Annotated in this window: 15 protein-coding genes; 6 read left to right on the top strand and 9 right to left on the bottom strand. The window is 60.7% G+C overall.

From position 1 onward, the window contains the following. Window positions 1-53: 53 nt before the first annotated feature. From E5K00_RS05925 to E5K00_RS05945, 5 genes are all read right to left on the bottom strand, one after another. On the bottom strand, window positions 54-1,688 hold the full coding sequence (locus E5K00_RS05925; protein ID WP_135462328.1) for a chemotaxis protein CheA: 1,635 nt from the start codon (window positions 1,686-1,688) through the stop codon (window positions 54-56). Then, window positions 1,685-2,746 carry a chemotaxis protein CheB gene (locus E5K00_RS05930; RefSeq protein ID WP_167856760.1) on the bottom strand — a complete coding sequence of 354 codons (1,062 nt, stop codon included), beginning with the start codon at window positions 2,744-2,746 and terminating at the stop codon, window positions 1,685-1,687. Before E5K00_RS05930 ends, E5K00_RS05925 begins: the two co-directional genes overlap by 4 nt. A 78-nt stretch (window positions 2,747-2,824) precedes the next feature. Continuing rightward, window positions 2,825-3,214, bottom strand: coding sequence for a response regulator (locus tag E5K00_RS05935; RefSeq protein ID WP_135462330.1), 390 nt, complete (start codon window positions 3,212-3,214; stop codon window positions 2,825-2,827). Between the two features lie 87 nt (window positions 3,215-3,301). After that, entirely contained in the window at window positions 3,302-3,808 is a 507-nt protein-coding gene (locus E5K00_RS05940; RefSeq protein ID WP_135462331.1) for a chemotaxis protein CheW, read from the bottom strand. A 70-nt stretch (window positions 3,809-3,878) separates the two neighbouring features. Beyond that, window positions 3,879-8,282, bottom strand: coding sequence for a HAMP domain-containing protein (locus E5K00_RS05945; RefSeq protein ID WP_245328220.1), 4,404 nt, complete (start codon window positions 8,280-8,282; stop codon window positions 3,879-3,881). Window positions 8,283-8,627: 345 nt separating this feature from the next. Between E5K00_RS05945 and topA the strand changes: the two genes are divergently transcribed. From topA to E5K00_RS05975, 6 genes are all read left to right on the top strand, one after another. After that, a complete protein-coding gene (gene topA, locus E5K00_RS05950; RefSeq protein WP_135462332.1) occupies window positions 8,628-11,099 on the top strand; it encodes a type I DNA topoisomerase in 2,472 nt (823 codons plus the stop codon). A gap of 120 nt (window positions 11,100-11,219) precedes the next feature. Further along, a complete protein-coding gene (locus E5K00_RS05955; protein WP_135462333.1) occupies window positions 11,220-12,059 on the top strand; it encodes a DUF4846 domain-containing protein in 840 nt (279 codons plus the stop codon). A gap of 16 nt (window positions 12,060-12,075) precedes the next feature. After that, window positions 12,076-12,774: an SIR2 family NAD-dependent protein deacylase gene (locus E5K00_RS05960; RefSeq protein WP_135462334.1), complete on the top strand. Its 699-nt coding sequence runs from the start codon at window positions 12,076-12,078 to the stop codon at window positions 12,772-12,774. 6 nt (window positions 12,775-12,780) lie between these two features. Then, window positions 12,781-13,332 carry a metal-dependent hydrolase gene (locus E5K00_RS05965; RefSeq protein ID WP_135462335.1) on the top strand — a complete coding sequence of 184 codons (552 nt, stop codon included), beginning with the start codon at window positions 12,781-12,783 and terminating at the stop codon, window positions 13,330-13,332. A gap of 64 nt (window positions 13,333-13,396) precedes the next feature. Next, window positions 13,397-17,134: a hypothetical protein gene (locus E5K00_RS22785; RefSeq protein WP_167856761.1), complete on the top strand. Its 3,738-nt coding sequence runs from the start codon at window positions 13,397-13,399 to the stop codon at window positions 17,132-17,134. A 173-nt stretch (window positions 17,135-17,307) separates the two neighbouring features. Further along, a complete protein-coding gene (locus E5K00_RS05975; RefSeq protein ID WP_210114279.1) occupies window positions 17,308-18,294 on the top strand; it encodes a Ppx/GppA phosphatase family protein in 987 nt (328 codons plus the stop codon). A gap of 177 nt (window positions 18,295-18,471) precedes the next feature. Here E5K00_RS05975 and ppk1 read toward each other — a convergent pair whose 3' ends face one another. From ppk1 to E5K00_RS05995, 4 genes are all read right to left on the bottom strand, one after another. Next, on the bottom strand, window positions 18,472-20,811 hold the full coding sequence (gene ppk1, locus E5K00_RS05980) for a polyphosphate kinase 1 (RefSeq protein ID WP_135462336.1): 2,340 nt from the start codon (window positions 20,809-20,811) through the stop codon (window positions 18,472-18,474). Window positions 20,812-20,864: 53 nt separating this feature from the next. Next, complete coding sequence (locus E5K00_RS05985; RefSeq protein ID WP_135462337.1) at window positions 20,865-21,248, bottom strand: RidA family protein; 384 nt, start codon at window positions 21,246-21,248, stop codon at window positions 20,865-20,867. A gap of 190 nt (window positions 21,249-21,438) precedes the next feature. Then, complete coding sequence (gene gyrB / locus E5K00_RS05990; RefSeq protein WP_135462338.1) at window positions 21,439-23,415, bottom strand: DNA topoisomerase (ATP-hydrolyzing) subunit B; 1,977 nt, start codon at window positions 23,413-23,415, stop codon at window positions 21,439-21,441. Window positions 23,416-23,675: 260 nt separating this feature from the next. Beyond that, complete coding sequence (locus E5K00_RS05995; protein ID WP_135462339.1) at window positions 23,676-25,067, bottom strand: T9SS type A sorting domain-containing protein; 1,392 nt, start codon at window positions 25,065-25,067, stop codon at window positions 23,676-23,678. Window positions 25,068-25,401: the final 334 nt, after the last annotated feature.

The raw sequence follows: 25,401 nt of genomic DNA on the forward strand, positions 1-25,401 counted from the left end.
GTCAGTCAATTGAAGGGCGCCCTGTTGCCAGGAAACCCGAATTTCGCATTTGGTTACGGCCGCTTGGCTAAGAAAAGTCGCGTCAGCGCCGGTACATCAATCACCAGACAGACTTGACCGCTGCCCAGGAGCGTAACGCCCCCAAACAAGTCAATCATATCCAGCGGTTTACTCATGGGCTTGATAACAATGTCCTGCTGGCGCAGGAAACGGTCTACAATTAAGCCCAGTTTACGGTTATTGTAGTTAACAATGATGATATCCTGCCGGCCCTGCAGCTCCGCCTTAACAGCGGGCAGCAAGGGACCATCATTGCTGTGCAGCAATTGGCGCAAATCTACAACAGGAACATTTTCCCCGAGCAAACGAGCCATCAGAATACCACCCACTACGTGCAGGTCGTTGGGTTGCAACGATACCACCGAGTCGGTGTGCATCAGCGGAATGGCGTAGCTACGTTCCTCCAGCTCGAAAAGCAGCGCGCCTTTCACGGCAATGGAAGTTGGCAGCACCAGGGTGAAGGTAGTGCCCTGGCCAAGTACGGAATCGACGCGCAGCTGCCCGCCCAGCGAGTCGATGGCCAGCTTGACCACGTCGAGGCCCACGCCGCGCCCGGAAATGTCGGTTACTTCCTTGGCCATCGAAAAGCCCGGCTCAAACAGGAAGGCCCGCACGGCGCTGGCATCCAGGGAGCGGGCCGCTTCCGTGGTTACCAAGCCCCGCTCTACGGCTTTGCGGCGCACCTGCTCCACGTCAATGCCCTTGCCGTCGTCGATAACCTGAATCAGCACGTCGTCGCGCTCCGTCTGGGCCGACAGCGTCAGGTTGCCTTGCTCGGGCTTGCCGGCGCGGCGGCGCTCTTCGGGCGTTTCCAGGCCGTGCCCAATGGCGTTGCGCACTAGGTGCAGCAGGGCATCGGTAATAATCTGCAGGATGTTGCGGTCAATCTGGATGTCCTGCCCGTTGATGGTGAGCTCAACTTCCTTCTTTTCGGCCACGGCCACGTCGCGCACCACCCGCGGAAATTTGTTGAACAGCGACCCGACGTTCACCAGGCGCGCGTCCATGACGCTGTACTGCAGGTCGTCGGCAATGCGGAACAGGTGCGAAGCCGCCGCCTGCAGGGCCGGGCTGCCGATTTCCTGGCTCAGGGTCATTATCCGGTCCCGGTCGATGATCAGCTCGCCCACCAAATTGAGCAGGTGGTCAAGCTTCTTGATCTGAATGTATACCAGGTCGGACAGCTCCAGCTTGCGCGAAGCATCCTCGTCGGCATTCTTCTCTTCCGATTCCAGGATGGGCTCCTCCCCCTGCACCAGCAGGTCCAGGTTGTGCAGCAGCTTGTCCGAATTGGCCACGGCCTCATCCTGGTCCACCGCCCGGATCATGCCGCCCAGCGTGTCGACGCCGGCAAACAGCACCGGCACCAGCGAACCGGCAAAGGCCCGCTCCTTGCTGCGGATCAGGCCGAAGATGGTTTCCATGCGGTGCGCTACCTCACCGATGTCGTTGAAGCCCATAGCCCGGGCGTTGGCCTTCAGGTTGTGCATCAGCCGGAACAGCTCATGCAGGGCTTTTTCGTCGTCGGGGTCTTTCTCCAGCTCGCTGATATGCCGACTCATGGCGTCGTAATATTCGAGCGCCTCGGCCATGAAAATCTCCCGGTATTCCTCTTCTCTGGATTTCATCGGGTAGCTAGTTGCGTTGACGATGAGAAAGAAGAAACCCGGTTGATGCGCAGCTGCGTGGCCAAGTGGCTGACGTAGCCGGCAATTTCATGCAGGGGCGAAACAATGTTGGCGGCCCCGGTCTGAATAACCGACTTAGGCATCCCAAACACGGCCGAGGAGGCCTCATCCTGCGCCACGACAAAGCCGCCGTGCTGCCGGATACTCTGGGCCCCCAGCGTCCCATCCCGGCCCAGGCCGGTGAGAACTACGCCCAGCGCGTTGCGGCCCACGGCGCGCGCCACCGATTGCATCAGCAAATCAACGGAGGGTTCCTCCGCTACCGGGCTGACTTCGTCGGTAAACTCAGTGTGCCAGGACAGCCACGGGCCGCGGGTCAGGGTTTTGACGACGGTGTTCTGGCCGCCAGGCGCCACGATGATCTTGCCCGCTTCCAGCTTGGTACCCGACTCGGCGGCTACCACCGGCAACACCGTAGCGCGGCGCAACCGGTTCACAAACGAGTCGGTGAAGTGGGCCGGCAGGTGAATGGCGACCAGCACGGCGCTGGCCAGCGTAGCCGGCAACGCCCGCACCAGGGCCTCGACGGCCTGCGCGCCCCCCGTCGAGCCACCTACGACGGCAACTCCGCTGGGCGGCAACGAGATGATCGGGCGCTTGATGGCCGCTACCGGCGGCTGAGCTACGGCCCGCACCTTGGTCAGCAAGTCAGCGCGATACTGGGCAAACTCCGGGTGGTCTTTGCCCAGTACCTGGGGCAGGGAGTCGTAGACGCCCCACTGGGTGGCTTCGGGGGGCAAAGGACCGGCCGTGCCGTAGAGCAGCACCGGCACGGGATACTGTCGGGTCAGGCGTTCCAGGCCCGCCAGCTGATCCGGGCCGGCAATAACCAGCCCGGGGCGCAGCCGCCGCGCCTGCGCCACTAGTTCCGTCGCGCTAGTAGCCGTGCCGATAACCCGCAGATCGGGCTCGGCATGCAGCACTCTAGTCAGTTCCAGCCGCACAAAAGGCGGCAGGGCACCGAGCAACACGGTAAAAGGGGCGGAAACTTTGTGCACTGAGCGGATTAAAACGCGCGAAAACGCAACGTTAGGGGTTTACTACTGGGATATTGCAGAAATCAGGAAGCCGGAAGGTTAGTCTTCCGTCGAGCCCGAATCCTGGGTTTGCAGCGCGCCACCCACGATTTCCAGTACTTTCTCTTCCGAGAAGGGCTTCACGATGTAAGCGGTAGCACCGCTTTCCAGCGCTTCGTTGACAATTACTTCCTGGCCGACGGCGCTGCACATCACCACTTTCACGTCGGGCTGTTCCTGGCGGATGCCTTTGAGCACGTCCAAGCCCGTGTTGTCGGGCAGAATAACGTCGAGGGTAATCAGGTCGGGACGGGTGGCACTGGCCATTTCCAGCGCCTGCTGACCATTGGCAGCTTCGCCAACGACTTCGTAGCCAGCGTCGGTAAGCATATTCTTGAGCATCGTACGCATGTAGAACGAGTCGTCTACGATGAGAATGCGGTTTTTCATATGGGGTAGGTCAGTGAGTCGGAATGAGGAAAACGGACGAGTTGAAGAAATCAAGCCTGTGTACGGGGGGCTGCCGGGGAAGATATTTTATTTCGGCTGCAGCTGCATGATTTCCGTGGGAGACAGGAGCTTGGGCATGTCGAGCACGATGATAATGCGCCCGTCTACCTTAGCAATTCCCTCAATGTACTTGTCCTGGATATTGATATCCTGAATAAACTCGGGAGCCTTTTCAAGAATGGAAAGCGGAATGGAAAGCGGCTGGGGCACTTCCCGCACCACGATACCGATGGTGTACTCCTTGGCCTCAATGGCCAGGGTGTAGCTCATCGACGGCAGGGGCTGGTGCGCGGGCCGCAGCTTAAAGCGCTCCTCCAGGTCGATGATGGCAATAATGTCGCCGCGCAGGTTGGCAATGCCTTTTACGAATGCCGGAGTTTTGGGCATCCGGGCAATTTCCGGCGTTACCGTTACCTCCTTCACCTGCTCGATGCGGATACCATATTCCTCGTCGCCCAGCCGGAACACGATAAGCTGAATAAGCTTATCCTGCTTCACTGCCTTCTTCTCGCTGGTAGGTTCTGATTCAGCCATGCTGGAAATCGTGGGAAAAGCCGGCGCGCGGGGCGCAACCGGATTTTCTCAACATGATGATGGAAGTGAATTACTTGGTCTTGGCTTTGGCCGTGGGCTTTGCCGCGGCTTTGCCGTTCTCATTTTCGGGCTGGGCCGCCGGCTTGCTGTTTCTCAGTCGGCGGTTGTTGGCGGCCGGCGCTGCCTTGCTTTCCGCCTTGGGAGCCGCTGGGGCGGGGGCCTCAACGGCGGCCTTGCGGGCTGCTTTGCGGGCAGGCGCGCTGGCCGCGCCCCGGCGCGGCTCGGGGGCCGCTACGGCCGCAGTCCGGCGGGGCGTTCTTTCCCGGGTAGCCGCGGGGGCGGCGGGCAGCGGCGCGGCAGCGCGCGGGGCACTCATGCGGCGCAGGCCACGCTGAGGCTCGGGCTCGGGTTCCGGCATCAGGTCTTCCATCAGCTGGAAGGCCGACAGACCTACTTGCAGGTCGTCCGCAATGTCGGTCAGGTTCTGGCTCGAAGTGGTCAGCTCCTGCATCGACGAGGACAGCTGCTTGGCGGTGCTGGCCACTTGCTGGGTACCGGAAGCCGTTTGCTCGGCAATGGCTACCACTTCTTCCACGTACTTTACTACGTCGCCAATCGAGGTTTTCTGCACCTCGGTAGCCGTGAGAATGTCGCGGGAGGTGCGGAGCGTCTCGCCGCTGGAGGTGGCAATGTTCTTAAAGGCGCTGGACGCTTCGAACGTTGCGTTTTTGCCTTTCAGAACTCGGCCTTCCATGGTCGAAATTGCGGTGGCGGCCGAGGTCGTATCTTTTTTAACGTCCTCTACCAGCGTGGCAATTTCGGAGGCCGACTTGCGGGAGCCTTCGGCCAGCTTGCGGATTTCTTCGGCTACCACGGCGAAACCACGGCCGGCTTCCCCGGCGCGGGCGGCTTCGATGGCGGCGTTCAGGGCCAGCAGGTTGGTCTGGGAGGCAATGTCGGTGATAACGCCCAGCGACTTGCTGATTTCCTGGGAGCGGGTGCTCAGTACTTCGATGGTCTTGCTGGTCTGGGCGGCAGCGTTGGAGATTTCCTCCATGTTCTTTACCACCTCGGCCACCGTTTTCAGACCGAGCTGCGAGGTTTGCTCACCCAGGATAGCCGATTTGTTCACGATGTCGGCTTTGCCGGCCGTTTCCTTCGTGGCCTGCATGATTTCTTCAATCAGCTTAAAGGCCTGGTCGGTTTTCAAAGCCTGGTTCTGGGCGCCTTCGGCCATCTGCTGCATGGCCAAAGCCACGTCAACCGTCACCCGGCTCATCTCCTGGCCCTTGGCGGCCATTTCCTCCGACGACTCCCCTACGATCTGCGACGAGTCGTTGATTTCGCCGAGCAGCTCGTTGAGATTTTCCACGGCGATGTTCAAGGCATTCGACATGGCCAGGATGTCACCGGCGGTCTGAATCTCAACTTTCTGGGTCAAATCACCTTCCGAAATGGCGCGTACCACGCGGGACACTTCGAGTACCGGCGAGGCAATGGATTCGATCAGGTCGTTGAGCGTATCCACGATTTCCTTCCACGAGCCCGATACGCCGCCTACGGTGGCGCGTTCGGTCAGCTTGCCTTCTACCCCGGCCACCTTCGCCACGCGGCTTACTTCGAGGGCGAGTCGGTTCAGGTCGTCCACCATGCGGTTGATGGTGTCGGCGAGCTCGGCCACTTCGCCTTTGGCTTCGAGGCGCAGCTTCTGAGTCAAGTCACCCTGCGATACGCCGGTTACTACCTTCACAATGCCTCGTACCTGGGTGGTGAGGTTGGCCGCCATCGTGTTTACGTTGTCGGTCAGGTCTTTCCAGATGCCCGATACGTTGGGCACGTTGGCCTGGCCGCCGAGGCGACCTTCGGTACCTACTTCCTGGGCCACGCGGGTTACTTCGCCGGCGAAGATGTTCAGGGAGTCCACCATCCGGTTGATGTTGTCCTTCAGGTCGAGCAGCTCGCCTTTAACATCTACCGAAACTTTCTGGCTCAAGTCGCCGCGGGCTACGGCGGTGGTTACGTTGGCAATGTCGCGCACTTGGCTTGTCAGCGAGGCGGCCATCGTATTTACGTTGTCGGTGAGGTCCTTCCAGGTACCGCGCACGTTGGGTACTACGGCCTGGCCGCCGAGGCGACCTTCGGTGCCTACTTCACGGGCTACGCGGGTTACTTCGTCGCCGAACGTGTTGAGCGAGTCCACCATCTGGTTGAGGTTTTCCTTCAGCTGCAACAGCTCGCCGCGCACGTTTACCGTCACCTTCTGGCTCAGGTCGCCGCGGGCTACGGCGGTGGCCACGTTGGCAATGTCCCGCACCTGACTGGTCAGGTTCGAGGCCATCGTGTTTACGTTATCGGTGAGGTCCTTCCAGGTACCCGATACGCTGGGCACGTTGGCCTGGCCGCCCAGGATACCTTCGGTACCTACTTCGCGGGCCACGCGGGTTACTTCGCCGGCGAAGATGTTGAGCGAGTCCACCATCTGATTCAGGATGTTTTTCAGGTCGAGAATCTCGCCTTTCACATCTACCGTCATCTTCTGGGTCAGGTCGCCTTTGGCTACGGCCGTTGCTACGTTGGCGATGTCGCGCACCTGAGAAGTCAGGTTGGCGGCCATGGTGTTTACGTTGTCGGTCAGCTCTTTCCAGGTACCACCGACGCGGGGCACGTTGGCCTGGCCACCGAGTTTACCTTCCGTACCTACTTCGCGGGCCACGCGGGTTACTTCGTCACCGAAGATGTTCAGGGAGTCCACCATCTGGTTCAAGATGTTCTTGAGCTCCAGGATTTCGCCCTTCACGTTTACCGTCATCTTCTGCGACAAGTCGCCGCGGGCTACGGCGGTAGCCACGTTGGCAATGTCTCGTACCTGAGAAGTCAGGTTCGAGGCCATGTAGTTTACGTTGTCGGTCAGCTCTTTCCACACCCCGGCCACGTTCGGTACCGAGGCCTGGCCGCCGAGCTTGCCTTCCGTGCCTACCTCTTGCGCCACGCGGGTTACTTCGCCGGCAAACAGGTTCAGCGAGTCCACCATCTGGTTCAGGTTCTGCTTGAGTTGCAGCAGCTCGCCCTTCACGTCAACGGTGATTTTCTGCGACAAGTCGCCTCTTGCTACGGCGGTAGCTACGTTGGCAATGTCCCGCACCTGAAGGGTCAGGTTCGAGGCCATGTAGTTTACGTTGTCGGTCAGCTCTTTCCACACCCCGGCCACGCTGGGTACCGAGGCCTGGCCGCCGAGGCGACCTTCGGTGCCTACTTCCTGGGCCACGCGGGTTACTTCGCCGGCAAACAGGTTCAGCGAGTCCACCATCTGGTTCAGGTTCTGCTTGAGTTGCAGCAGCTCGCCCTTCACGTCAACGGTGATTTTCTGGCTTAGGTCGCCGCGGGCTACGGCGGTGGCTACGTTGGCAATGTCCCGTACCTGAGACGTCAGGTTCGAGGCCATGTAGTTTACGTTGTCGGTCAGCTCTTTCCACACCCCGGCCACGTTGGGCACCGAAGCCTGGCCGCCGAGCTTGCCCTCGGTGCCTACTTCCTGGGCCACGCGGGTTACCTCGCCGGCAAACAGGTTCAGCGAGTCCACCATCTGGTTCAGGTTCTGCTTGAGTTGCAGCAGCTCGCCCTTTACGTCAACGGTTACTTTCTGCGACAAGTCGCCTTTAGCTACGGCGGTGGCCACGTTGGCAATGTCCCGTACCTGCGAGGTCAGGTTCAGGGCCATGGTGTTTACGTTGTCGGTCAGCTGCTTCCACACGCCGCCGACGTTGGGCACCGAGGCCTGGCCGCCGAGCTTGCCCTCGGTGCCTACTTCCTGGGCCACGCGGGTTACTTCGCCGGCGAACAGGTTCAGGTTGTCAATGGTCTTGTTGATGGTTTCGGCCATCACCTTGAAGTCGCCCGACACCGGAATCTGGAAGGTTTCGTCCAGATTGCCCTTGCTGATGTTCTTCAGTACTTTGCCTACCTCCAATACCGGCACGGCGATGCTGTCCACCAGGCCGTTGATATTGTTGATCATGTCGCGCCAGAAGCCCGAGGCGTTTTCGGCCGAGGCGCGGGCTTTCAGGTTGCCCTCTACCCCGGCAACCTTGGAAATGCGCGACACTTCGCCCCCTACCCCGCCGATCATCTCTACCATCGAGTTGTAGGCTTCGGCAATTTCGGCGAAGATGTCGTCGTTCTGCTTGGTCAGGCGCACCGACACGTCGCCTTTCTTAAAGGCGTCGAGGGCGTAGAGCACCCGGTTGAGCTGGTCGTTGACGTAGTCGGCTTCCTGGCTGTCCTCCGAGCCCCGGCCACTGCCGCGTTTGCGGGTAATGTCGGAGCTGGTACGCGCGCCGGCCGGCCGCAGCAGCGTGCTCCGGTCGTAGGCAGCGGAAGGATTGGGGGCAGAAGTGAGAGGCGAAGACGGGGAATCCTGCTCGGGAGCATTGTTTTCCGGCGTAGTCGTATTCTTGGTAGTCTTACCTGGAGCCATACAAGGGGTAGGGTTGCGAAGCCTGGAGTAGAGAGGCGAAGCTGTAAACCGGAAACCACCCGAAAGCAGTTCCTAGACTTACAAAGGTAGCAAATACGGCTTTCCGAACCACATTCGACGCGGTTTGTTCAAATCATTCCCCAAACTCCCACCTAGTGAACTACTTGCCGGGGTTGGGGCGTTGCAAAACCTGCGCCCCAACCGGGTCGGGTCGGCATAATTGCGGCCGGGTGCGGTGGCGCACCGGATTATTCCAGCATCTTTGCGGCAAAATTCAACTTTTCCTTTCCCTCGGCCGTTTCCTAGTCCGAGTCCTGTTCAATCCCGCCCTCTCCTACGCCTTATATGGTCAAAAATCTAGTCATCGTAGAGTCTCCTGCCAAAGCCAAAACCATCGAAGGCTACTTGGGCAAGGACTTTATCGTTAAATCCAGTTTCGGCCACGTCCGCGACCTGCCCAAGGATAATAATGCCATTGACATTCATAATGGCTTCAAGCCCACGTACGTCGTCTCGCCGGACAAGCGGGAAATCATTTCCCAGCTGAAAAAGCTGGCGAAGGAAGCCGAAACGGTGTGGCTGGCGAGTGACGATGACCGCGAAGGAGAAGCCATCAGCTGGCACCTGTCGGAAACCCTGAACCTGAACGAAGCCAAAACGCGGCGGATCGTGTTCCGGGAGATTACCAAGAATGCCATCCTCAACGCCATCGACAATCCCCGGGAAATTGACCTGAACCTGGTGAATGCCCAGCAGGCCCGGCGCGTGCTCGACCGGCTGGTGGGCTTCGAGCTGAGCCCGGTGCTGTGGAAAAAGGTAAAAACCGGCTTGTCGGCGGGCCGGGTGCAGTCGGTGGCGGTGCGCTTCGTAGTGGAGCGGGAGCGGGAAATCAACCAGCATAAATCGTCGTCGGCGTACCGCGTGACGGCTCGCTTCGACGCAGGCCGCGGCACCGTGCTGGAAGCCGAGCTGCCCACGCGCTTCAAGACCCAGGCCGAGGCCCAGGAATTTCTGGCGCGCTGCATCGGGGCTACCTACCAGATTGAGAATCTGGAGAAGAAACCCGGCAAGCGCAGCCCCGCGCCGCCCTTCACCACCTCGACCTTGCAGCAGGAAGCCTCGCGCAAGCTGGGGTTCTCGGTGGCCCAGACGATGAGCGTGGCCCAGAAGCTGTACGAAGCCGGTAAGATCAGCTACATGCGGACCGACTCGGTGAACCTCTCGCAGGACGCGCTGGCGGCGGCGAAGGCCGAAATCAGCTCCGCCTACGGCCCCGAATACGCCCACACCCGCCACTTCAAAACCAAGTCGGCCTCGGCCCAGGAAGCCCACGAAGCCATCCGGCCCACCGACTTTGCCCTGGTGAAAGCCGGCTCCGACTCAGCCGAGCAGCGCCTCTACGACCTGATCCGGAAGCGGGCCATGGCCTCGCAGATGGCCGACGCCACGATTGAGCGCACGGTGGCTACCATCGGCATCAGCACCCAGCCCGGCACGCCGCTCACGGCCACGGGCGAAGTCATTACGTTTGAGGGCTTTCTGAAGGCCTACAGCGAGTCGAAAGACGAGGAAACCCTGGACGAAGAAGTATCTACGGAGTCGTCGTTTTCGCGCGGCTTGCCGCCCTTGAGCGTCGGTCAGGAGCTGCCCTTGCAGCTGCTGCGGGCCACCGAGCGGTTTTCCTCGCCCCCGGCCCGCTACACGGAAGCTTCCCTGGTGAAAAAGCTAGAGGAAATGGGCATCGGCCGGCCTTCCACCTACGCGCCGACCATCAGCACCATTCAGAAGCGGGGCTACGTGGAGAAAGACACCCGGGAAGGCAAGGAGCGCAAGTTCCACGTGCTGACCTTGGAAGGCGACGAGGTGAAGACGGAGGCCAAAACCGAAACCTTCGGGGCCGACAAAGCCAAGCTCTTCCCGACCGATACGGCGATGGTCGTCAATGACTTCCTGGTCGAGCACTTCCCCATCATCATCGACTACCAGTTCACGGCGAAAGTCGAAGGTGAGTTCGACCTGATTGCCAACGGGCAGGAACAGTGGGGCAAGATGCTGGCCGACTTCTACGGCACCTTCCACGAAACCATCGAGCGGGGCCAGGACATTGAGCGCAGCACGCTGGGCTCGACCCGCGAAATCGGCATTCACCCCGAAACCGGGCAGAAGCTCACCGCCCGCCTGGGCCGCTACGGCCCCTACGTGCAGATCGAGCCCAAAGAAGGCGCGCCGGAAGGCGAAAAAGCGGTGTACGCCAGCCTGCGCAAAGGCCAGTTTATTGAGAACATCACGCTGGAAGAGGCGCTGGATTTGTTTAAGCTGCCGCGCATCGTGGGGCAGTTTGAGGACAAGGACATGACGGCCGCGCTGGGTCGTTTCGGGCCTTACATCCGCCACGACAGCAAGTTCTACTCCCTGACCAAGGAGCAGGACCCGCACACCATCACGGCGCAGGAGGCCGTCGACCTGATTGAGGCCAAGCGCAAAACCGATGCCGAGCGCCTGATTAAGGACTTCCCCGGCCGCGAGGACGTGCAGGTACTCAACGGCCGCTTCGGCCCCTACATCGTGGTGGGCAAGAAAAACGTGAAGATTCCGAAGGGCGAAGAGCCGGCCGAGCTGACCCTGGAGCGCTGCCTGGAGTTGGCCGACGCCACGCCCGACAAGCCCGCCAAAGGGGGGCGTTTCGCCAAGAAAGCCGCGCCCGCCGCGGAAGACACGGCCGATAAGCCCGCCAAGAAAAAGCCGGCGGCCAAGAAAGCCACGGGCACAGCCGCCAAAAAACCGGCGGCGAAGAAGCCCGCCGCCAAGGCGAAGTAAGCAGCTCCTTAAGGTACGAAAAAGCCCCTCCGCAGATCTGCGGAGGGGCTTTTTTTGGGTCCGTAAAATTCCGGGACGGTTGCGGCGTTGTGGAGTGGCACCTTCTACCTTCTTTCGTCCGTGACAAAAACCGTAATCTGCCTGCTGCTGTGGCTGCCTGGGGTGGCTTTCGCCCAGCGCCCGGCGGCCCACCCCTACTCCTGGCTGGCCGCGGACCACTATGATGCCCGCCAAACCCTGGCCAGTCGTTTTGTGCCGCCCGCCGGCGCGGCGCGGGTACCGGTGGCGGCCGGCTCGTTCGGGTTCTGGCTACGGTATCTGCCACTGCGGCCGGCCGGAGCGGCCGTGCACCTCTACAACGGCCAGCTCAAGAAACCCCAAACCGTGCACGCGGCCGTGGTGCGCATCGACGTGGGCCGCCGCGACCTACAGCAGTGTGCCGACGCCGTCATCCGGCTGCGGGCGGAATATCTGTTTGGCCAAAACCCCGACAAGGTGCACTTTCATTTGACCAGCGGGCACGACATCTGGTTTTCCGACTGGTACGCGGGCAAGGGCTTCCGGGTGCAGGGCGAGGACGTGGTAGCGGCTCCCAAAGCCGTGGAGCAGCCCACGTACGCGGTGTTCCGGCGCTACCTCGACCAGATTTTCACGTATGCCGGCACCCGGTCGGTGGCCCGCGAGATGCAGCCCGTGGCTATGGCCATGCTGCAGCCCGGCGACGTATTCGTGCAGGGCGGCGCGCCGGGCCACGCGGTGCTGGTACTCGACGTGAGCGTGAACCCCCGGACGGGCCGGCGGTATTTTTTGCTGGCCCAGAGTTACATGCCCGCTCAGGAAATCCACGTTTTGCGTAATCTGCAGGATGCAAAGCTGAGTCCGTGGTACGCTCTGGAGGAGCGGGCCCCGCTGGAAACACCGGAATGGGACTTCACCACGGACCAGCTGCGCCGCTTTTAGCCAGTAGAAATCAGCTATGAAAAAGAAGATTGTAGCCCTCACCGGAGCCGGCATCAGCGCCGAAAGTGGCTTGGCCACCTTCCGGGGCTCGGATGGGCTCTGGGAAGGTCACCGGGTGGAAGACGTAGCCTCGCCCGAAGGCTGGGCCCGCAACCCGCAGCTGGTGCTGGAGTTTTATAACCAGCGCCGCCAGGCTGCCCGCGCGGCCCAGCCCAACGCCGGCCACCGGGCGCTGGTAGCCCTGGAACAAGCCTACGAGGTGGTTATCATCACCCAGAACGTGGACGACTTGCACGAGCGGGCGGGCTCCAGCCACGTTATCCATCTGCACGGCAAGCTGTTCGAGTCGCGCAGCACCCGCTTTGAACACTTGGTGTACCCCATGACGGGGGACCGGATTGCGCTGGGCGACCAGTGCGAAAAAGGCCATCAGCTGCGGCCCAACATCGTCTGGTTCGGCGAGGCCGTGCCCCTGATGGAGCGGGCTATGGAGGAAACCGCTACGGCCGACATCTTCCTCGTGGTGGGCACGTCGCTGCAGGTGTACCCGGCCGCCAACCTGGTGCACTACACGCCCACGGGCTGCCCCACCTATATCATCGACCCTAATCAGCCGCCCATGTCGGCCCGGCCGGGTCTGCACTTTGTGCGCGAGCCGGCCACGGTGGGCGTGCCGCGCATCGCCGCCGAATTACTGGCTCAGACGTCCAACTAACTCTGTATGGCTTCTGCTTTCGGACACGCGCTGCTGGGCGCCACGCTGGGCTATCTGCTGCTGCCGGCCCGCCCCAACCGGCCCTGGTGGCTGCTGGCCGCTGCCTGCGCCGTTTTGCCCGATGCCGACGTGGTCGGCTTCAAGCTTGGGGTAGCGTATGATAGTTTGTGGGGCCACCGGGGCCTGACGCACTCGGTTCTGGCGGCGCTGGTGCTGGCCTCGGGGCTAGTGCTGCTGGTGCGGCTATTTCGCCCCGGCAGTGCCCCGCCCCGGCTCCGCCTGTGGCTCCTGCTGTTTCTGGCCACGGCGTCGCACGGCGTGCTCGACGCCATGACCACGGGCGGGCTGGGCGTGGCGTTTCTGAGCCCGTGGGAGCCGCACCGCTACTTCTTCGGGTTTCGCCCCATTCAGGTGTCGCCCATCGGGGTGAAGCGGTTCGCCGGCGCGGCGGCCTTGCGGGTGCTGCGCAGCGAGGCCGTGTGGGTGGGCATTCCATGCCTGGTGCTGCTGCTGGGAAAGCGCGTTTTCGGCTCGCCGCAAGCCAATACGGCAGGTTGACGCACCCTGATGAGGTTTCTTCCGTACAGGAGAGAATACCTCTATCCTACGATTCGCTTCCCTCATGCGAAAATCCTACCGTCTGCTCCTGGCAGCGCTGCTTACCACACTATCGGCTCCTGTTTTTGCCCAGAATCAGCCCGCTGCCCACTCTGTTTTCCTGCTTGGCAATACCGCCGGCGACGCCGTGTCGGAAGGCCATTTGCGGGCGTTGCGGCAGCAGCTGGAGCAGCAGCGAGGCCCTTTTACGGTGGTTCACCTCGGTGACATTGCCGGCAACAAAGGCCTGAAAAAAGAGCCCGATGCCCAAACCACGGCCCGCCTCGACCAGCTGATTGCCTTGGTGCAGGGCCTGCCCAACGGCCGCATCTACTTCGTGCCCGGCGACAAAGACTGGGACAACTCCGGCCCCGACGGCCTGAAGAAGGTGAAGCGGCTGGAAGAGTATATCGAGCAGAAGCTGCCGGGCCAGAATGCCTTTCTGCCCACCGGCGGCTGCCCCGGCCCCGAAATCATCGACGTAGCGCCCAACGTGCGCCTGGTGGCCATCAACTCGCCCTGGTGGACCCACCCCTACGACCGGCCCGAAGCGCCCGACACCGAGTGCAAGACGATGACCAAGGAAGAGTTTCGGGAGCAGCTCCAGGACGTGCTCGACGAAACCAAGGGCAAAAACGTGCTGGTCGTGGGCCACCACCCGGTGATGAGCAACGGCGTGTACGGGGGCCGGATTCCGCTGGGTCGCCACCTGTTCCCGTTCGGTAATGGCGTGCCGCTGCCCGTGTTTGGCTCGGTGTACGCCGCTTACCGGCAGAACGTGGGCACCCCGCGCGACCTGGCCAACCCGGCTTACAGCGACCTGCGCAAAAACATGCTCAGCACCCTGAAGGAAAACCCCGGCGTGGTGTACGCCGCCGCCCACGACTACAGCCTGCAGCTCACCCGCTTCGAAGACAATTACCATATCGTGTCGGGCAGCTTCGCGGAGGAGGAGCACGTAGGTTCCAATTCCCGGGCCCTGTACAACAAGGCGGAGGAAGGCTTTTCCAAGCTCGACTACTACGCCGACGGTACGGTAAAATCCTTTTTCTACACGTTTGCCAAGGATGGCAACCCGGCCCAGGAAAGTTACAACGCGACGCTGTTTCAGTCGGCCTGCACCGAGCCGCGCCTGCCGAACGTGCCCGTCAATGCCTTTATTCCGGAGTGCCCCTCGGCCCCGAAAGGCGTGGCCGATGCCAAGCCCGACGCGCCGTTTCAGCCCACCGTTACCATAGCCCCGGGCCCCCAGTACAAAGCCGGACCCGGCAAACGGTTTTTCCTAGGCCCGCTCTACCGCACGTCCTGGACCCAGCCGGTGGAAGTAAAAACCCTGGATCTGGCCGCGGAAAAAGGCGGGCTGCGCATTTTCGGCAAAGGCGGCGGCCGCCAGACGACGTCCGTCAAGCTCATTGCCGCCGACTCCTCGGAGTACGTCTTCCGCTCCGTGGATAAGGACGTGACCCGCATTCTGCCGCCCGAGCTGCGCAACTCCATTGCCGCCGACGTGCTGCGCGACATTACGCCCACGGCCCACCCCTACTCGGCCCTGGTTACCGGCTCGTTGCTCGACCAGACCGACATTCTGCACGCCCGGCCCCGGCTGTTTATTCTGCCCGACAACAGCCAGCTCGGGCCCTACCGCCAGGATTACGCGGGGCTGCTGGGCACGCTCGAAGACCGGCCCGTGGACCCCAAGCCCAACCTGCCCGGCTTCGGCGGAGCCGATGAGGTGCGCCGCTCGTTCAGCTTTTTCCGCCAGCTCTACAAAGACCACGACAACCAGGTTGACGCCGTGGCGCTGGGCAAGGCCCGGGCCTTCGACATGCTGGTGGCCGACTTCGGCAAGCACGAAGACAACTGGAAGTGGGCCGGCTATAAGCAGGGCAAAAAAACCATCTTCCGCCCCATTCCGCGCGACCGGGACCAGAGCTTCACCCTCTGGAACGGCCTGCTGACTTACATTGCCAACCGCGAATGGGCCGTGCCCAGCATCGAGGATTTCCAGAGCGAGTTTCACGACATGGAAAGCCTGAACTGGCCCGCCCGTCACCTCGACCGGTTTTTGCTCCAGTCCCTTACCCGGGACCAGTGGCAGCAGATTGCCAAGTACATGCAGGAGAAAATCACGCCCGCGGCCATCGACCAGGCCACCGGCACCCTGCCCAAGGAAATCCAGCCAATTTCGGGCAACGATTTGAACCGCAAGCTCAAGGCCCGCATTCAGGAGCTACCCAAGGCCCTGGATGAGTATTACCTGATGCTGGCCAAGCGCGTCGACGTGGTCGGCTCCAACAAGGCCGAGGTGTTCCAGGTAACGCGCCTCGACGACGGTAAGGTGCGGGTGCAGATGTTCGACAAAGCCAAGGACTCGGACGAAAGCAACGGCGATGCCCTGTTCGACCGGACCTTCGACCCCAAGGAAACCGACGAAGTGGCCGTCTACGGCCTCGATGGCAAGGACGTTTTCACCGTGACCGGCAAGGCCCGCAAGAGCGTGCTGGTGCGCATCATCGGCGGCGACGGCAAAGACCGGATTGCGGACGAGTCGAGCGTGGGCGGCTTGCGCACCAAAACCAAGGTGTACGATTTGACCGACACCGAGCTCAAGCTGAGCAAGGAAACCGACAACCACACCTCCGATAAGCTGGCCGTGAACCGCTACGACCGGGAAGCCTTCGAATACGACGGCTACAACCCGCGCGCCACGCTGATTTACAACCAGAGTGACGGGTTCGGGGCCGGGGCCGGGTTCGACATCGTGCGCCAGGGCTTCCGCAAGCCCGACTACAAGAACCTCTACGGCTTCGACGTGCAGGGCTCCACCAACGGCAACTTCCAGGTGGCCCTGAACATGCGTCACCGCCACGCCATCAAGTCCTGGGACATCGGGGCGCGGGCCGAATACGGCAGCTACTTCCAGTTCTACAACTTCTTCGGCCTGGGCAACGACACCAAGAACGACCAGGACCTCTACGACGACAACTTCTACAAGGCCCGCTACAAAGGCTACATTGCCAGCGTATTTACCGAGCGGGTTTTCCTGAACCGCAGCGTGTTCCGCTTCGGCCCCACGTACGAGCAGTACCAGTCCAACTTTGCCGATAACAGCCTGTTGGGTGAGTTGAACACCCGCCAGCCCCTCGTCAATGAGCGGCGGCCCAACACGGCTTTCCAACGCCTGATTGGCCTCAACGCCCTGCTCGACCTGGACCTGCGCGACCGGCAGACCTTTGCCCGCAAGGGCTTCCGCCTCCGCGCCCAGCACGACAGCTACCACCAGCTCAACCGCACCGAGGGCAACTTCGGCCTGACCCAGCTCTTCGGTGAGTACTACGCCACGGCCCGCCTGGGTATTCCGGTTACGTTCGTAGTGAAAGGCGGCGGGGCCAAAAACTACGGCAACGACGACGAAATTCCGTTCTACAAATTCACCAGCCTGGGGCAGCGCGAAAACCTGCGCGGCTACTACCGGAACCGCTTTACCGGCGACGCCAGTGCTTACCTGAACACCGAAATTCGCCTGGCGCTGGGCCGGGTGCAAACTAACTTCCTGCCCTTCTCGTACGGCATTTTCGGTTTCTACGACCAGGGCCGGGTTTACTTCAAGGGCGACTCGCCCGGGGGCTGGCACGCGGGCTACGGCGGCGGTTTCTATATTGCCCCCGTTACCGACCAGCTGGCCTTGTCTGTTTCCGTGCAAACGTCCGAGGAGCAAAGCGCGCTGATTCAGTTCGGCGTCGGCTTCCGGATCGACCAATAGTTAAGTTGTCCAGTAATGCAAAAAGCCCGGCCTCTTTGGGACCGGGCTTTTTTTACGGGCTTTTTGCGCTACTTTTCTGTCCGCCCCGGGCCGATGGGTGGTAATACTCGGCTAGCCTACTTTTTGGCAAACCCGTATCTTTGGCCTCCCTTTCCACTTTTTCCCTCCGCCGTATGAACTATCCGCTCCTGAAACTGGCTGCTATTGATATTGGGTCGAATGCTGTTCGGTGTCAGATTTCAGCGGTGTTGCACTACGGCGACCGGTACCGGCTCAAGCGGGTAGAATACGTGCGCTACCCGCTCCGGCTGGGCGAAGACGTGTTTGCCTCGGGCCGCATTTCCCCGGCCCGGGAAGAGAAGTTCGTCAAGTTTCTGCACGCGCTGAAGCTGCTGATGGAGGTGCACGACGTGGCCCACTACCTGGTGTGCGCCACCTCGGCTATGCGCACGGCGGCCAACGCCCCCGAAATCGTGGCCCGGGTGCAGAAGGAGCTCAACATGCCGATTCAGGTAATTGACGGGCAGGACGAGGCCTTCTACATCAACCGCGTCATTGAGCACCTGCTGGAAGACAACAAGCACTACCTGCACATCGACGTGGGCGGGGGCAGCACCGAGTTCAACATCTACCACGACCGGCGCAAAGTGGCTTCGCAGTCGTTTGAGGTGGGCTCCATCCGGCGCATGCAGCAGGAAGAAGCCGGCCTGAACAGCGACGCGCTGAACGGCACCTGGCAGCGCATGGAAGACTGGGTGCGCGAAAACGGCCGCAAATACCACGTCACCCGCGCCATCGGTACCGGCGGCAACATCAACAAGCTCTACAGCCTGGCCCAACCCTCGCTCGACAAGCCCGTGACGCGCCGCCGTATTGCCACCATTCTGAATAATCTGACCAAGATGACGATGGACGAGCGGGTCAACGTGGCCATGCTCAACCCCGACCGCGCCGACGTCATCGTGCCCGCCGGCCACATCTACCTGTCAGCCATGGAGTGGTCCAACATCAACCAGATGATCGTGCCCGACATCGGCCTCAAGGACGGCATGCTCCAGACCCTGTTCGAGCAGCACTTCGACGAAATAGACCCGCTCAACGAAAACGCCGACCATCTGCCCCTGGCCACCGTGCCGGGCCGCACCAACGGCATGGAATAACGCAAAAAGGCCCGCTGCAAACGATGCAGCGGGCCTTTTTTATTGTTTACTAGCTCGTCATGTCGACCAACGGGAGACATCTCGCGTGCCACAGTAATCAAATTGGTATGACAACGAAGCACGCGAGATGTCTCCCGTTGGTCGACATGACGTTCTTTTTATAGACTCCCTAGCAACTCACGAATTGGCGAAGTCGGCTTTTTCGTCGGGCTCCCCATCAACCAGGGCCTGCACGACGGAAACCTCCTTGGCGGCCTGCTCAGCTAGTTCTTCCAGCTCTTCTTCCTGCGCTTCGGCACAGGCTTCGGCTAGCTCGTTGGCTTCCTCCTCGGCCAGAATTGCGGCGGCATCGTCGGCTTCCTGCTTGTTGCGGCGGGTTTGCTGGAAGAGCAGGTGCAGCAACCCTTCGGGAGTAGCAGCGGCCAGGCGCTCCTCGTCGCGGCGGTAAAAGTCGCGGTGCACGTTCACGATGGGCTCGTCGGTGGCCGGGCGGTTGCGCACGTAGGCCCCGTCTTCGCGCATCAGGTAGGAATTCTGGTTGTCGAGCAGGTTGAGCATCAGAATGCTGATGGCCTCGCGCTTGAGCTGGGGATTGACAATCAGGAACAAGGCCTCAATGCGCCGGTCGAAGGAGCGTACCATGATGTCGGCCGAGCCGGCGTACACTTTCGGGTTGCCGGCTTGGTGGAAATAGAACAGGCGGGAGTGCTCCAGCAGGTCGCCCACGATGCTGCGCACCTCGATATTCTCGCTCAAACCCGGTCGGCCGGGGCGCAGGCAGCAGATGCCCCGTACCACGAACCGAATCGGCACCCCGGCCTTGGAGGCTTTGTAGAACTCGTCGATCAGCTCCTTGTCTTCCAGGGAGTTCATCTTCATCACAATGCCGCTGGGCAACCCCTTTTTGGCGTTGCGCACTTCCTCCCGAATCAGGTGAATAATCTGCTGGCGCATGTCCTTGGGCGCCGTAATCAGGTATTCGTAGTCGTCGGGCTGGGAGTGGCCGGTAATCACGTTGAAGAACTCCGACACGTCGTGGCCATACACGTCGTTGGTGGTGAGCAGGCTCACGTCGGTGTAAATCTTGCTGGTCTGCTCGTTGTAGTTGCCCGAGCCGATGTGCACGTAGCGCGTCACCTTCTCCCCTTCCTTGCGGATGATCATGAGCATCTTGGTGTGCGTCTTGTACTTGCTCACCCCGTAAATCACGAAGCAGCCGGCTTTTTCCAGGCGGGAGCCTTCCCGGATGTTGCGCTCCTCGTCAAAGCGGGCCTTCACCTCGAACAAGACCGAAACGTGCTTGCCGTTCTCGGCCGCCTTGAGCAGCGCGGCCGTCACCCGCGAGTCGTCGGCGAGGCGGTAGATGGTTTGCTTGATGCCCAGCACGTGCGGGTCTTCGGCGGCCTGCTCCAGCAGGCGCACCACCGGCTCGATGCTGTTGTAGGGGTGGTGCAACAGTACGTCGTGGTGCTTGAGGAATTCAAAAAGGTTTTCCTCGGCGCCGTCGGGCAAGCTCAGCGGGGTCACCGGGGCCGGCTGCCGCGTCGACTTGCCCCGGAAGTTCGGGTGCTTCAGAATCTGCAGCACCCCCTTCATGTCGATCAGGGAATTGATGACGAAGACGTTGCCGTTGTCAATCTTCCAGCGCTCCTTGAGCACGGCCATCATCACCGGGGAGGCGTCGTTTTCGACCTCCAGGCGCACTACCCGGCCCTTCTTGCGGGTTTTGAGGCCCACCTGAATTTCCTTGATGAAGTCCACGTCGATGTCGTCCGACTCTTCCAGCGTAAAGTCGCCGTTGCGGGTGATGCGGAACAGGTCGGCCGACACAATTTCCACGTTGCGGAACAGCTTGGGCAAGTTGGCCCGCACGATTTCCTCGATGGGCACGAAAATCACCTTGTCCTTGCGGGTCAGCTCAAAGAAGCGCGAGAGGTTCTGCGGAATCTGCACGAAGGTGAGCCGCTCGTGGCCATTGTCCATCACGCTGTCGGGCCCGGTGCGCGTTACCACGCCGAAGATGAGCATCTGGTTCATCATCAGCGGGAAGCCGTGGTAGGAGTCGTACACCATCGGGGTGAGCAGCGGGAAGATGGTGTTCTTGAAGTAGCCGTCGGCCTTCTTGAGCTCCAATTCCGTCAGCTCGCTCATCCGCAGAATGTTGAAGCCGGCCTTTTCAAACTGGGGCTTCAGCTCATTCTGGTAAGTCAACGACTGGTCGTTGATAAAGCGGTGGGCAAAGTCGAGCAGCTTGCGCCGGAACGGCAGCTCCCGCAGCCCGGAGTAGTCGACGCGCTCCTTACCGTAGTCGAGGTAGTTGTAGAGCGAGCCAACCCGAATCATGAAAAACTCGTCGAGGTTGGACGAGGTAATGGCCAGAAACCGCAGCCGGTCAAACAGGGTGCGGCTCGTGTCCTTGGCCATGTCCAGCACCCGGTAATTGAAGCGCAGCCAGCTCAGGTCCCGGCTGATGTATTTGCTTTTGCGAATGAGGTCGGCAGATTTGAATAATTTCATGGCTAGGCGGTATGCGGGCTAAGATACGCAGCGGGGCTGCGCAAAGGCGTATTTTAGGGGTAAGAAATAATGGCCGTGGCTTCAATTTCCACCAGCAGCCAGGCGTCTATCAACGCCCGAACCTCGACCATCGTGGCCGCGGGCCGGATACCGGCGAAAAATTCCCCGTGGGCCCGCCCGATTTCCTCCCACTGACGGATGTCGGTGGTGAAAATCCGGGTGCGCACCACGTCCGTCAGCGCGGCTCCGGCCTGGGTCAGGGCATCGGCAATCTTCTCCAAAGCCCGGCGGGTTTGCTCGTAGGCGGTGCTGCCCGTCACGGAGTCGCCATCCTGAGCCGTAGTACCGGCTACTTCCACCACGTTGCCAATGCGCACGGCTCTGGAATAACCCACAATACTTTCCCAGGGTGCCCCGGAGGCAATATTCTGCCGCATGTATCTCTGATTTAGAACAATGTAGAGACGCGTATTCGCGTCTCATCGTTGAACGATAGAAGCTGAGCTGTGCTAATAAATAACGTCAGCAACGATAGAGACGCGAATACGCGTCTCTACACTCGCGCATTATGTTCGGCAAGCACAATAAAAAAGCCCGCTCGGGGCGGGCTTTTCTACTACTCAGCGCTTACACGTCCAGCTTGGCGTACTTGGCGTTTTTCTCGATGAAGTCGCGGCGGGGCGCTACTTCGTCGCCCATCAGCATGGCAAACAGGTGGTCGGCTTCGGCGGCCGATTCCACGTCCACGCGCTTCAGGGAGCGGGTGTCGGGCTGCATGGTGGTGGTCCAGAGCTGCTCGGCGTTCATCTCGCCCAGGCCTTTGTAGCGCTGCACGTTCACCGTTTCGGGCTTGCCACGGCCCATTTCTTCCTGGGCGTCCATGCGTTCCTGCTCGGTCCAGCAGTAGCGCTCTTCCTTGCCGCGCTTCACCAGGTAGAGCGGCGGCAGGGCAATGTAGATGTAGCCCTTGTCGACCAGCTCGCGCATGTAGCGGAAGAAGAAGGTCAGAATCAGCGTCCGGATGTGGGAGCCGTCGATGTCGGCGTCGGTCATGATGATGACCTTGTGGTAGCGGAGCTTGTCCAGGTTCAATGACCGGGTGCTGCTGCCGTCGTCCTCGTCGGTCTTCTTCTCGAAGCTCACGCCGAGGGCCGTAATCATGTTCCGGATTTCCTCGTTTTCGTAGATGCGGTGCTCCTGGGCTTTCTCCACGTTCAGGATCTTACCCCGCAGCGGCAGAATAGCCTGGAAGGCGCGGTTGCGGCCCTGCTTGGCGGTGCCACCGGCCGAGTCCCCTTCCACCAGGTACAGCTCGCAGATTTCGGGGTCCGATTCCGAGCAGTCGGCCAGCTTGCCGGGCAACGAGTTGGAGCCCAGCACGGTTTTGCGCTGTACCATCTCGCGGGCCTTGCGGGCCGCAATCCGGGCCCGGGCGGCCAGAATCACCTTTTCAATGATGATGCGGGCTTCCTTGGGATTTTCCTCCAGGTACTGGTTCAGGATTTCGCCCACCACGGTGTTCACCGCGCCGCTCACGTCGGAGTTGCCCAGCTTGGTTTTGGTCTGGCCTTCGAACTGCGGCTCCTGCACCTTCACCGAAATAACGGCGGTGAGGCCCTCGCGGAAGTCGTCGCCCTGAATCTCCACCTTGGCCTTTTCCAGCATGCCCGACTTATCGGCGTAGGCCTTCAGCGTCCGGGTCAGGGCCGAGCGGAAACCCGCTACGTGGGTACCACCCTCGATGGTGTTGATGTTGTTGACGTAGCTGAAGATGTGCTCCTGGTACGAGTCGTTGTACTGCAAAGCCACTTCCACCGGCGTGCCACCCTTCTCGCTGATGACGTGAATCGGGTTGGGCATCAGCACCTGCCGGCCGCTGTCGAGGTACTGCACGAACTCGCTCAGGCCGCCTTCGGAGAAGAATACTTCACCCAGGAAGGTATCGTCGTCGTTTTTCTCGCGGCGGTCCGTGAGCGTGATGCGGATGCCCTTGTTCAGGTAGGCCAGCTCACGCAGGCGGTTAGCCACGGTTTCGTACTTGTAGACCGACTCCGTAAAAATCGTGTTGTCGGGCAGGAATTCCACCTGGGTGCCGTGCTCCTCGGTGTCGCCGATCTGCTTGACCGGGTACTGCGGCACGCCGATTTTGTATTCCTGCTGGTAGATGTGGCCATTGCGGCGCACAGTTACCTTCAGGTCCTGGCTCAGGGCATTCACGCAGCTCACGCCCACGCCGTGCAGGCCCCCGGATACCTTGTAGGAATCCTTGTCGAACTTACCGCCGGCGTGCAGTACCGTGAGCACCACCTCCAGGGCCGAGCGGCCTTCCTTCTGGTGGAAGTCCACGGGAATGCCGCGGCCGTTATCCTTGACGGTAATCGAGTTATTTTCGTTGATGGTTACTTCAATCTGGTCGCAGTGACCGGCCAGGGCTTCGTCGATGGAGTTATCGACTACTTCCCACACCAAGTGGTGCAGTCCTTTGATGCCCGTGTCGCCGATATACATGGATGGGCGCTTGCGCACCGCCTCGAGGCCTTCGAGTACCTGGATACTATCCGCGGAGTACTGGTCGTCGGCTCTTTTCTCTTTCGTTTCGCTCATGTAAGACGCTATTATTTCAGCTTTCTACTAACATACAAAGATACCGATTTTATCCGGTTTTTGCCAGCTTTTATGCGTTTTAGCCGGCTTTCAGCCCCCTGCAAAGCACGGCGGTAGCGGCACCCAAAAAGGGTTTCCGGCTTGCTCCCGCGGGAAGGCCAGAGAAGCCGGACACAGGCCCGGAGTGAGGCCGGAAACACAGCCAATAAAAAAGCCCTCCCCACCGAAGTGAGAAGGGCTTTTCAAGAGGTTAATAAAACCTATTCAATCACCAGCTTCTGCTGAGCTACACCGTTTTCGGTGCGCAGCTCCAGCGTGTAAAGACCGGCTTTCTCCTTGCTCAGGTCAACTGAAGCAACCTGCGAAGCAATGGCGGTAGCATTCAGTTGCTGGTTCAGCACCTGACGGCCCAGGGCGTCGAACACGCGCACGCTGGTGCCGGCTTTGATGCCCGACTGCAGCTGCAGCTGGAATACGCCGTTGGAGCTGGGGTTAGGGTAAACCGACAGCGCCTGCTGCAGTTCGGAGTTGCGGGATACACCCAGAATGGTAGCGCTGGCTTTGTAGACGCCACCGGCACCGTTGTCATCGGTTTGTGCACCGGCGTAACCGGCCGTGCGGCTCGAGAAGTCAACACTGGAGCGGTACACGCCACGGTCGATGTCGATCCAGGTAGCACCGTTGTTGGTCGAATACGACGAGCCGTATTGCGTAGCGCTGGTAACCGTGCCAGCTACGGAGGGGCCGACGCTTACCAGGATGTTGGTGCCGGGCACGTTCGTAACGTCAAAGCGGTTGTAGTTACCGGTGTAGGTTACGGGCGTCCAGGTAGAGCCACCGTTGGTGGTGGCCACAATGGTCAGACCATTGACAGCAATACCGTTGTTAGCATCGGTCATGGCAACCTTGCTAATGTAGCCCGACAGCGCCGGAATAACCGGCGAAGCGGTCCAGGTCAGGCCGCGGTCCGTCGACTTCAGGATACGAGCGGGCAGTGGCGCGTTCGGGTCGCCGCCGGCCAAGTGGGTAGTACCCGCCCAGATGGTGTTGCCAATGGCGGTGTAGGAGCCCACCAGGCCATACTCGCCGCCGTCGAGGGGAGCGGGCAGGTTAGCCGCCGGAACGCGCGTCCAGGTAGCGCCAGCGTTGCTGGTCGTGTAGATTTCGAACGAGCCGTTGGTGGGGTCGCCCAGGGTAACGCCGTTGTTGGCATCGAAGAAGTATACCCAGTTGGCGAATCCGCCGGCAGCAGCCGGGAACTGCGCAGCCGTCGTCGACTTGGTCCAGGTGTTGCCGCCGTTCGTGGTTTTCACCACTTCACCACCGCCCGAGCCGCCAAACTGCGCTACATAAGCCGTATTGCCATCAATGGCGTGGACGCCGGCGGCCTGGTAGTTAGCAGCGCCGTTTACCGAACCGAACGTCCAGTTGGTACCGCCGTTCGACGTTTTGGAAAACGTATTAGTTGTTGCGCCCGTCGCGCCTTCCTGCAAAAGCTGCCAGGCAACCTGGTCGCTTACCACGTGCATCTGCGTGGAGAAATACTGCGGGGGCGTCTCCGGGTTAGTGGTGTTCTGCAGAACCCATTTTTGGGCGTGGGCCGAGAAGCCTAATCCGCACAGAAAGGTCAGAGCGAGTAAGTTTTTTTTCATTGGAAGGAAAAGATTAATTGGAGTTTAAAAGACAAAAATTGTAGTCCGGGGTGGACCGTCTACGCGAAGACTGCTAAGTCTTCGCCGCCCAAGATAGAGTTTTCCGGAAAAAAAGTCCACAAATGGGCCATTTTTCCAGGAAACCGCCTTCGCACCGAGGGCTTGTACGCAAAGAGTTTCACTTATGATACAAAGACTTCTGCGCTCAGCCGATTTTACTAAACCGCTTTCCACAAGCAGTTTATAATAAATATCCAATTGCTATTACCAGGACCCAACTTTATGTAGCGGTGGCTTTAGTCCGCAAAAAACATCCTCCCCGGGTATGCAGGAA

Source organism: Hymenobacter aquaticus, from assembly GCF_004765605.1.
In the GTDB taxonomy this organism is placed as follows: Bacteria; Bacteroidota; Bacteroidia; order Cytophagales; family Hymenobacteraceae; genus Hymenobacter; species Hymenobacter aquaticus.

What these genes read in the sequence shown, in the direction of transcription:
- E5K00_RS05925 (WP_135462328.1), bottom strand. Translation starts at nt 1,688, where the DNA reads ATGAAATCCAGAGAAGAGGAATACCGGGAGATTTTCATGGCCGAGGCG.
- ppk1 (WP_135462336.1), bottom strand. Translation starts at nt 20,811, where the DNA reads ATGAAATTATTCAAATCTGCCGACCTCATTCGCAAAAGCAAATACATC.
- E5K00_RS05985 (WP_135462337.1), bottom strand. Translation starts at nt 21,248, where the DNA reads ATGCGGCAGAATATTGCCTCCGGGGCACCCTGGGAAAGTATTGTGGGT.
- E5K00_RS05960 (WP_135462334.1), top strand. Translation starts at nt 12,076, where the DNA reads ATGAAAAAGAAGATTGTAGCCCTCACCGGAGCCGGCATCAGCGCCGAA.
- E5K00_RS05975 (WP_210114279.1), top strand. Translation starts at nt 17,308, where the DNA reads ATGAACTATCCGCTCCTGAAACTGGCTGCTATTGATATTGGGTCGAAT.
- E5K00_RS22785 (WP_167856761.1), top strand. Translation starts at nt 13,397, where the DNA reads ATGCGAAAATCCTACCGTCTGCTCCTGGCAGCGCTGCTTACCACACTA.
- E5K00_RS05935 (WP_135462330.1), bottom strand. Translation starts at nt 3,214, where the DNA reads ATGAAAAACCGCATTCTCATCGTAGACGACTCGTTCTACATGCGTACG.
- E5K00_RS05945 (WP_245328220.1), bottom strand. Translation starts at nt 8,282, where the DNA reads ATGGCTCCAGGTAAGACTACCAAGAATACGACTACGCCGGAAAACAAT.
- gyrB (WP_135462338.1), bottom strand. Translation starts at nt 23,415, where the DNA reads ATGAGCGAAACGAAAGAGAAAAGAGCCGACGACCAGTACTCCGCGGAT.
- E5K00_RS05965 (WP_135462335.1), top strand. Translation starts at nt 12,781, where the DNA reads ATGGCTTCTGCTTTCGGACACGCGCTGCTGGGCGCCACGCTGGGCTAT.
- E5K00_RS05995 (WP_135462339.1), bottom strand. Translation starts at nt 25,067, where the DNA reads ATGAAAAAAAACTTACTCGCTCTGACCTTTCTGTGCGGATTAGGCTTC.
- E5K00_RS05940 (WP_135462331.1), bottom strand. Translation starts at nt 3,808, where the DNA reads ATGGCTGAATCAGAACCTACCAGCGAGAAGAAGGCAGTGAAGCAGGAT.
- topA (WP_135462332.1), top strand. Translation starts at nt 8,628, where the DNA reads ATGGTCAAAAATCTAGTCATCGTAGAGTCTCCTGCCAAAGCCAAAACC.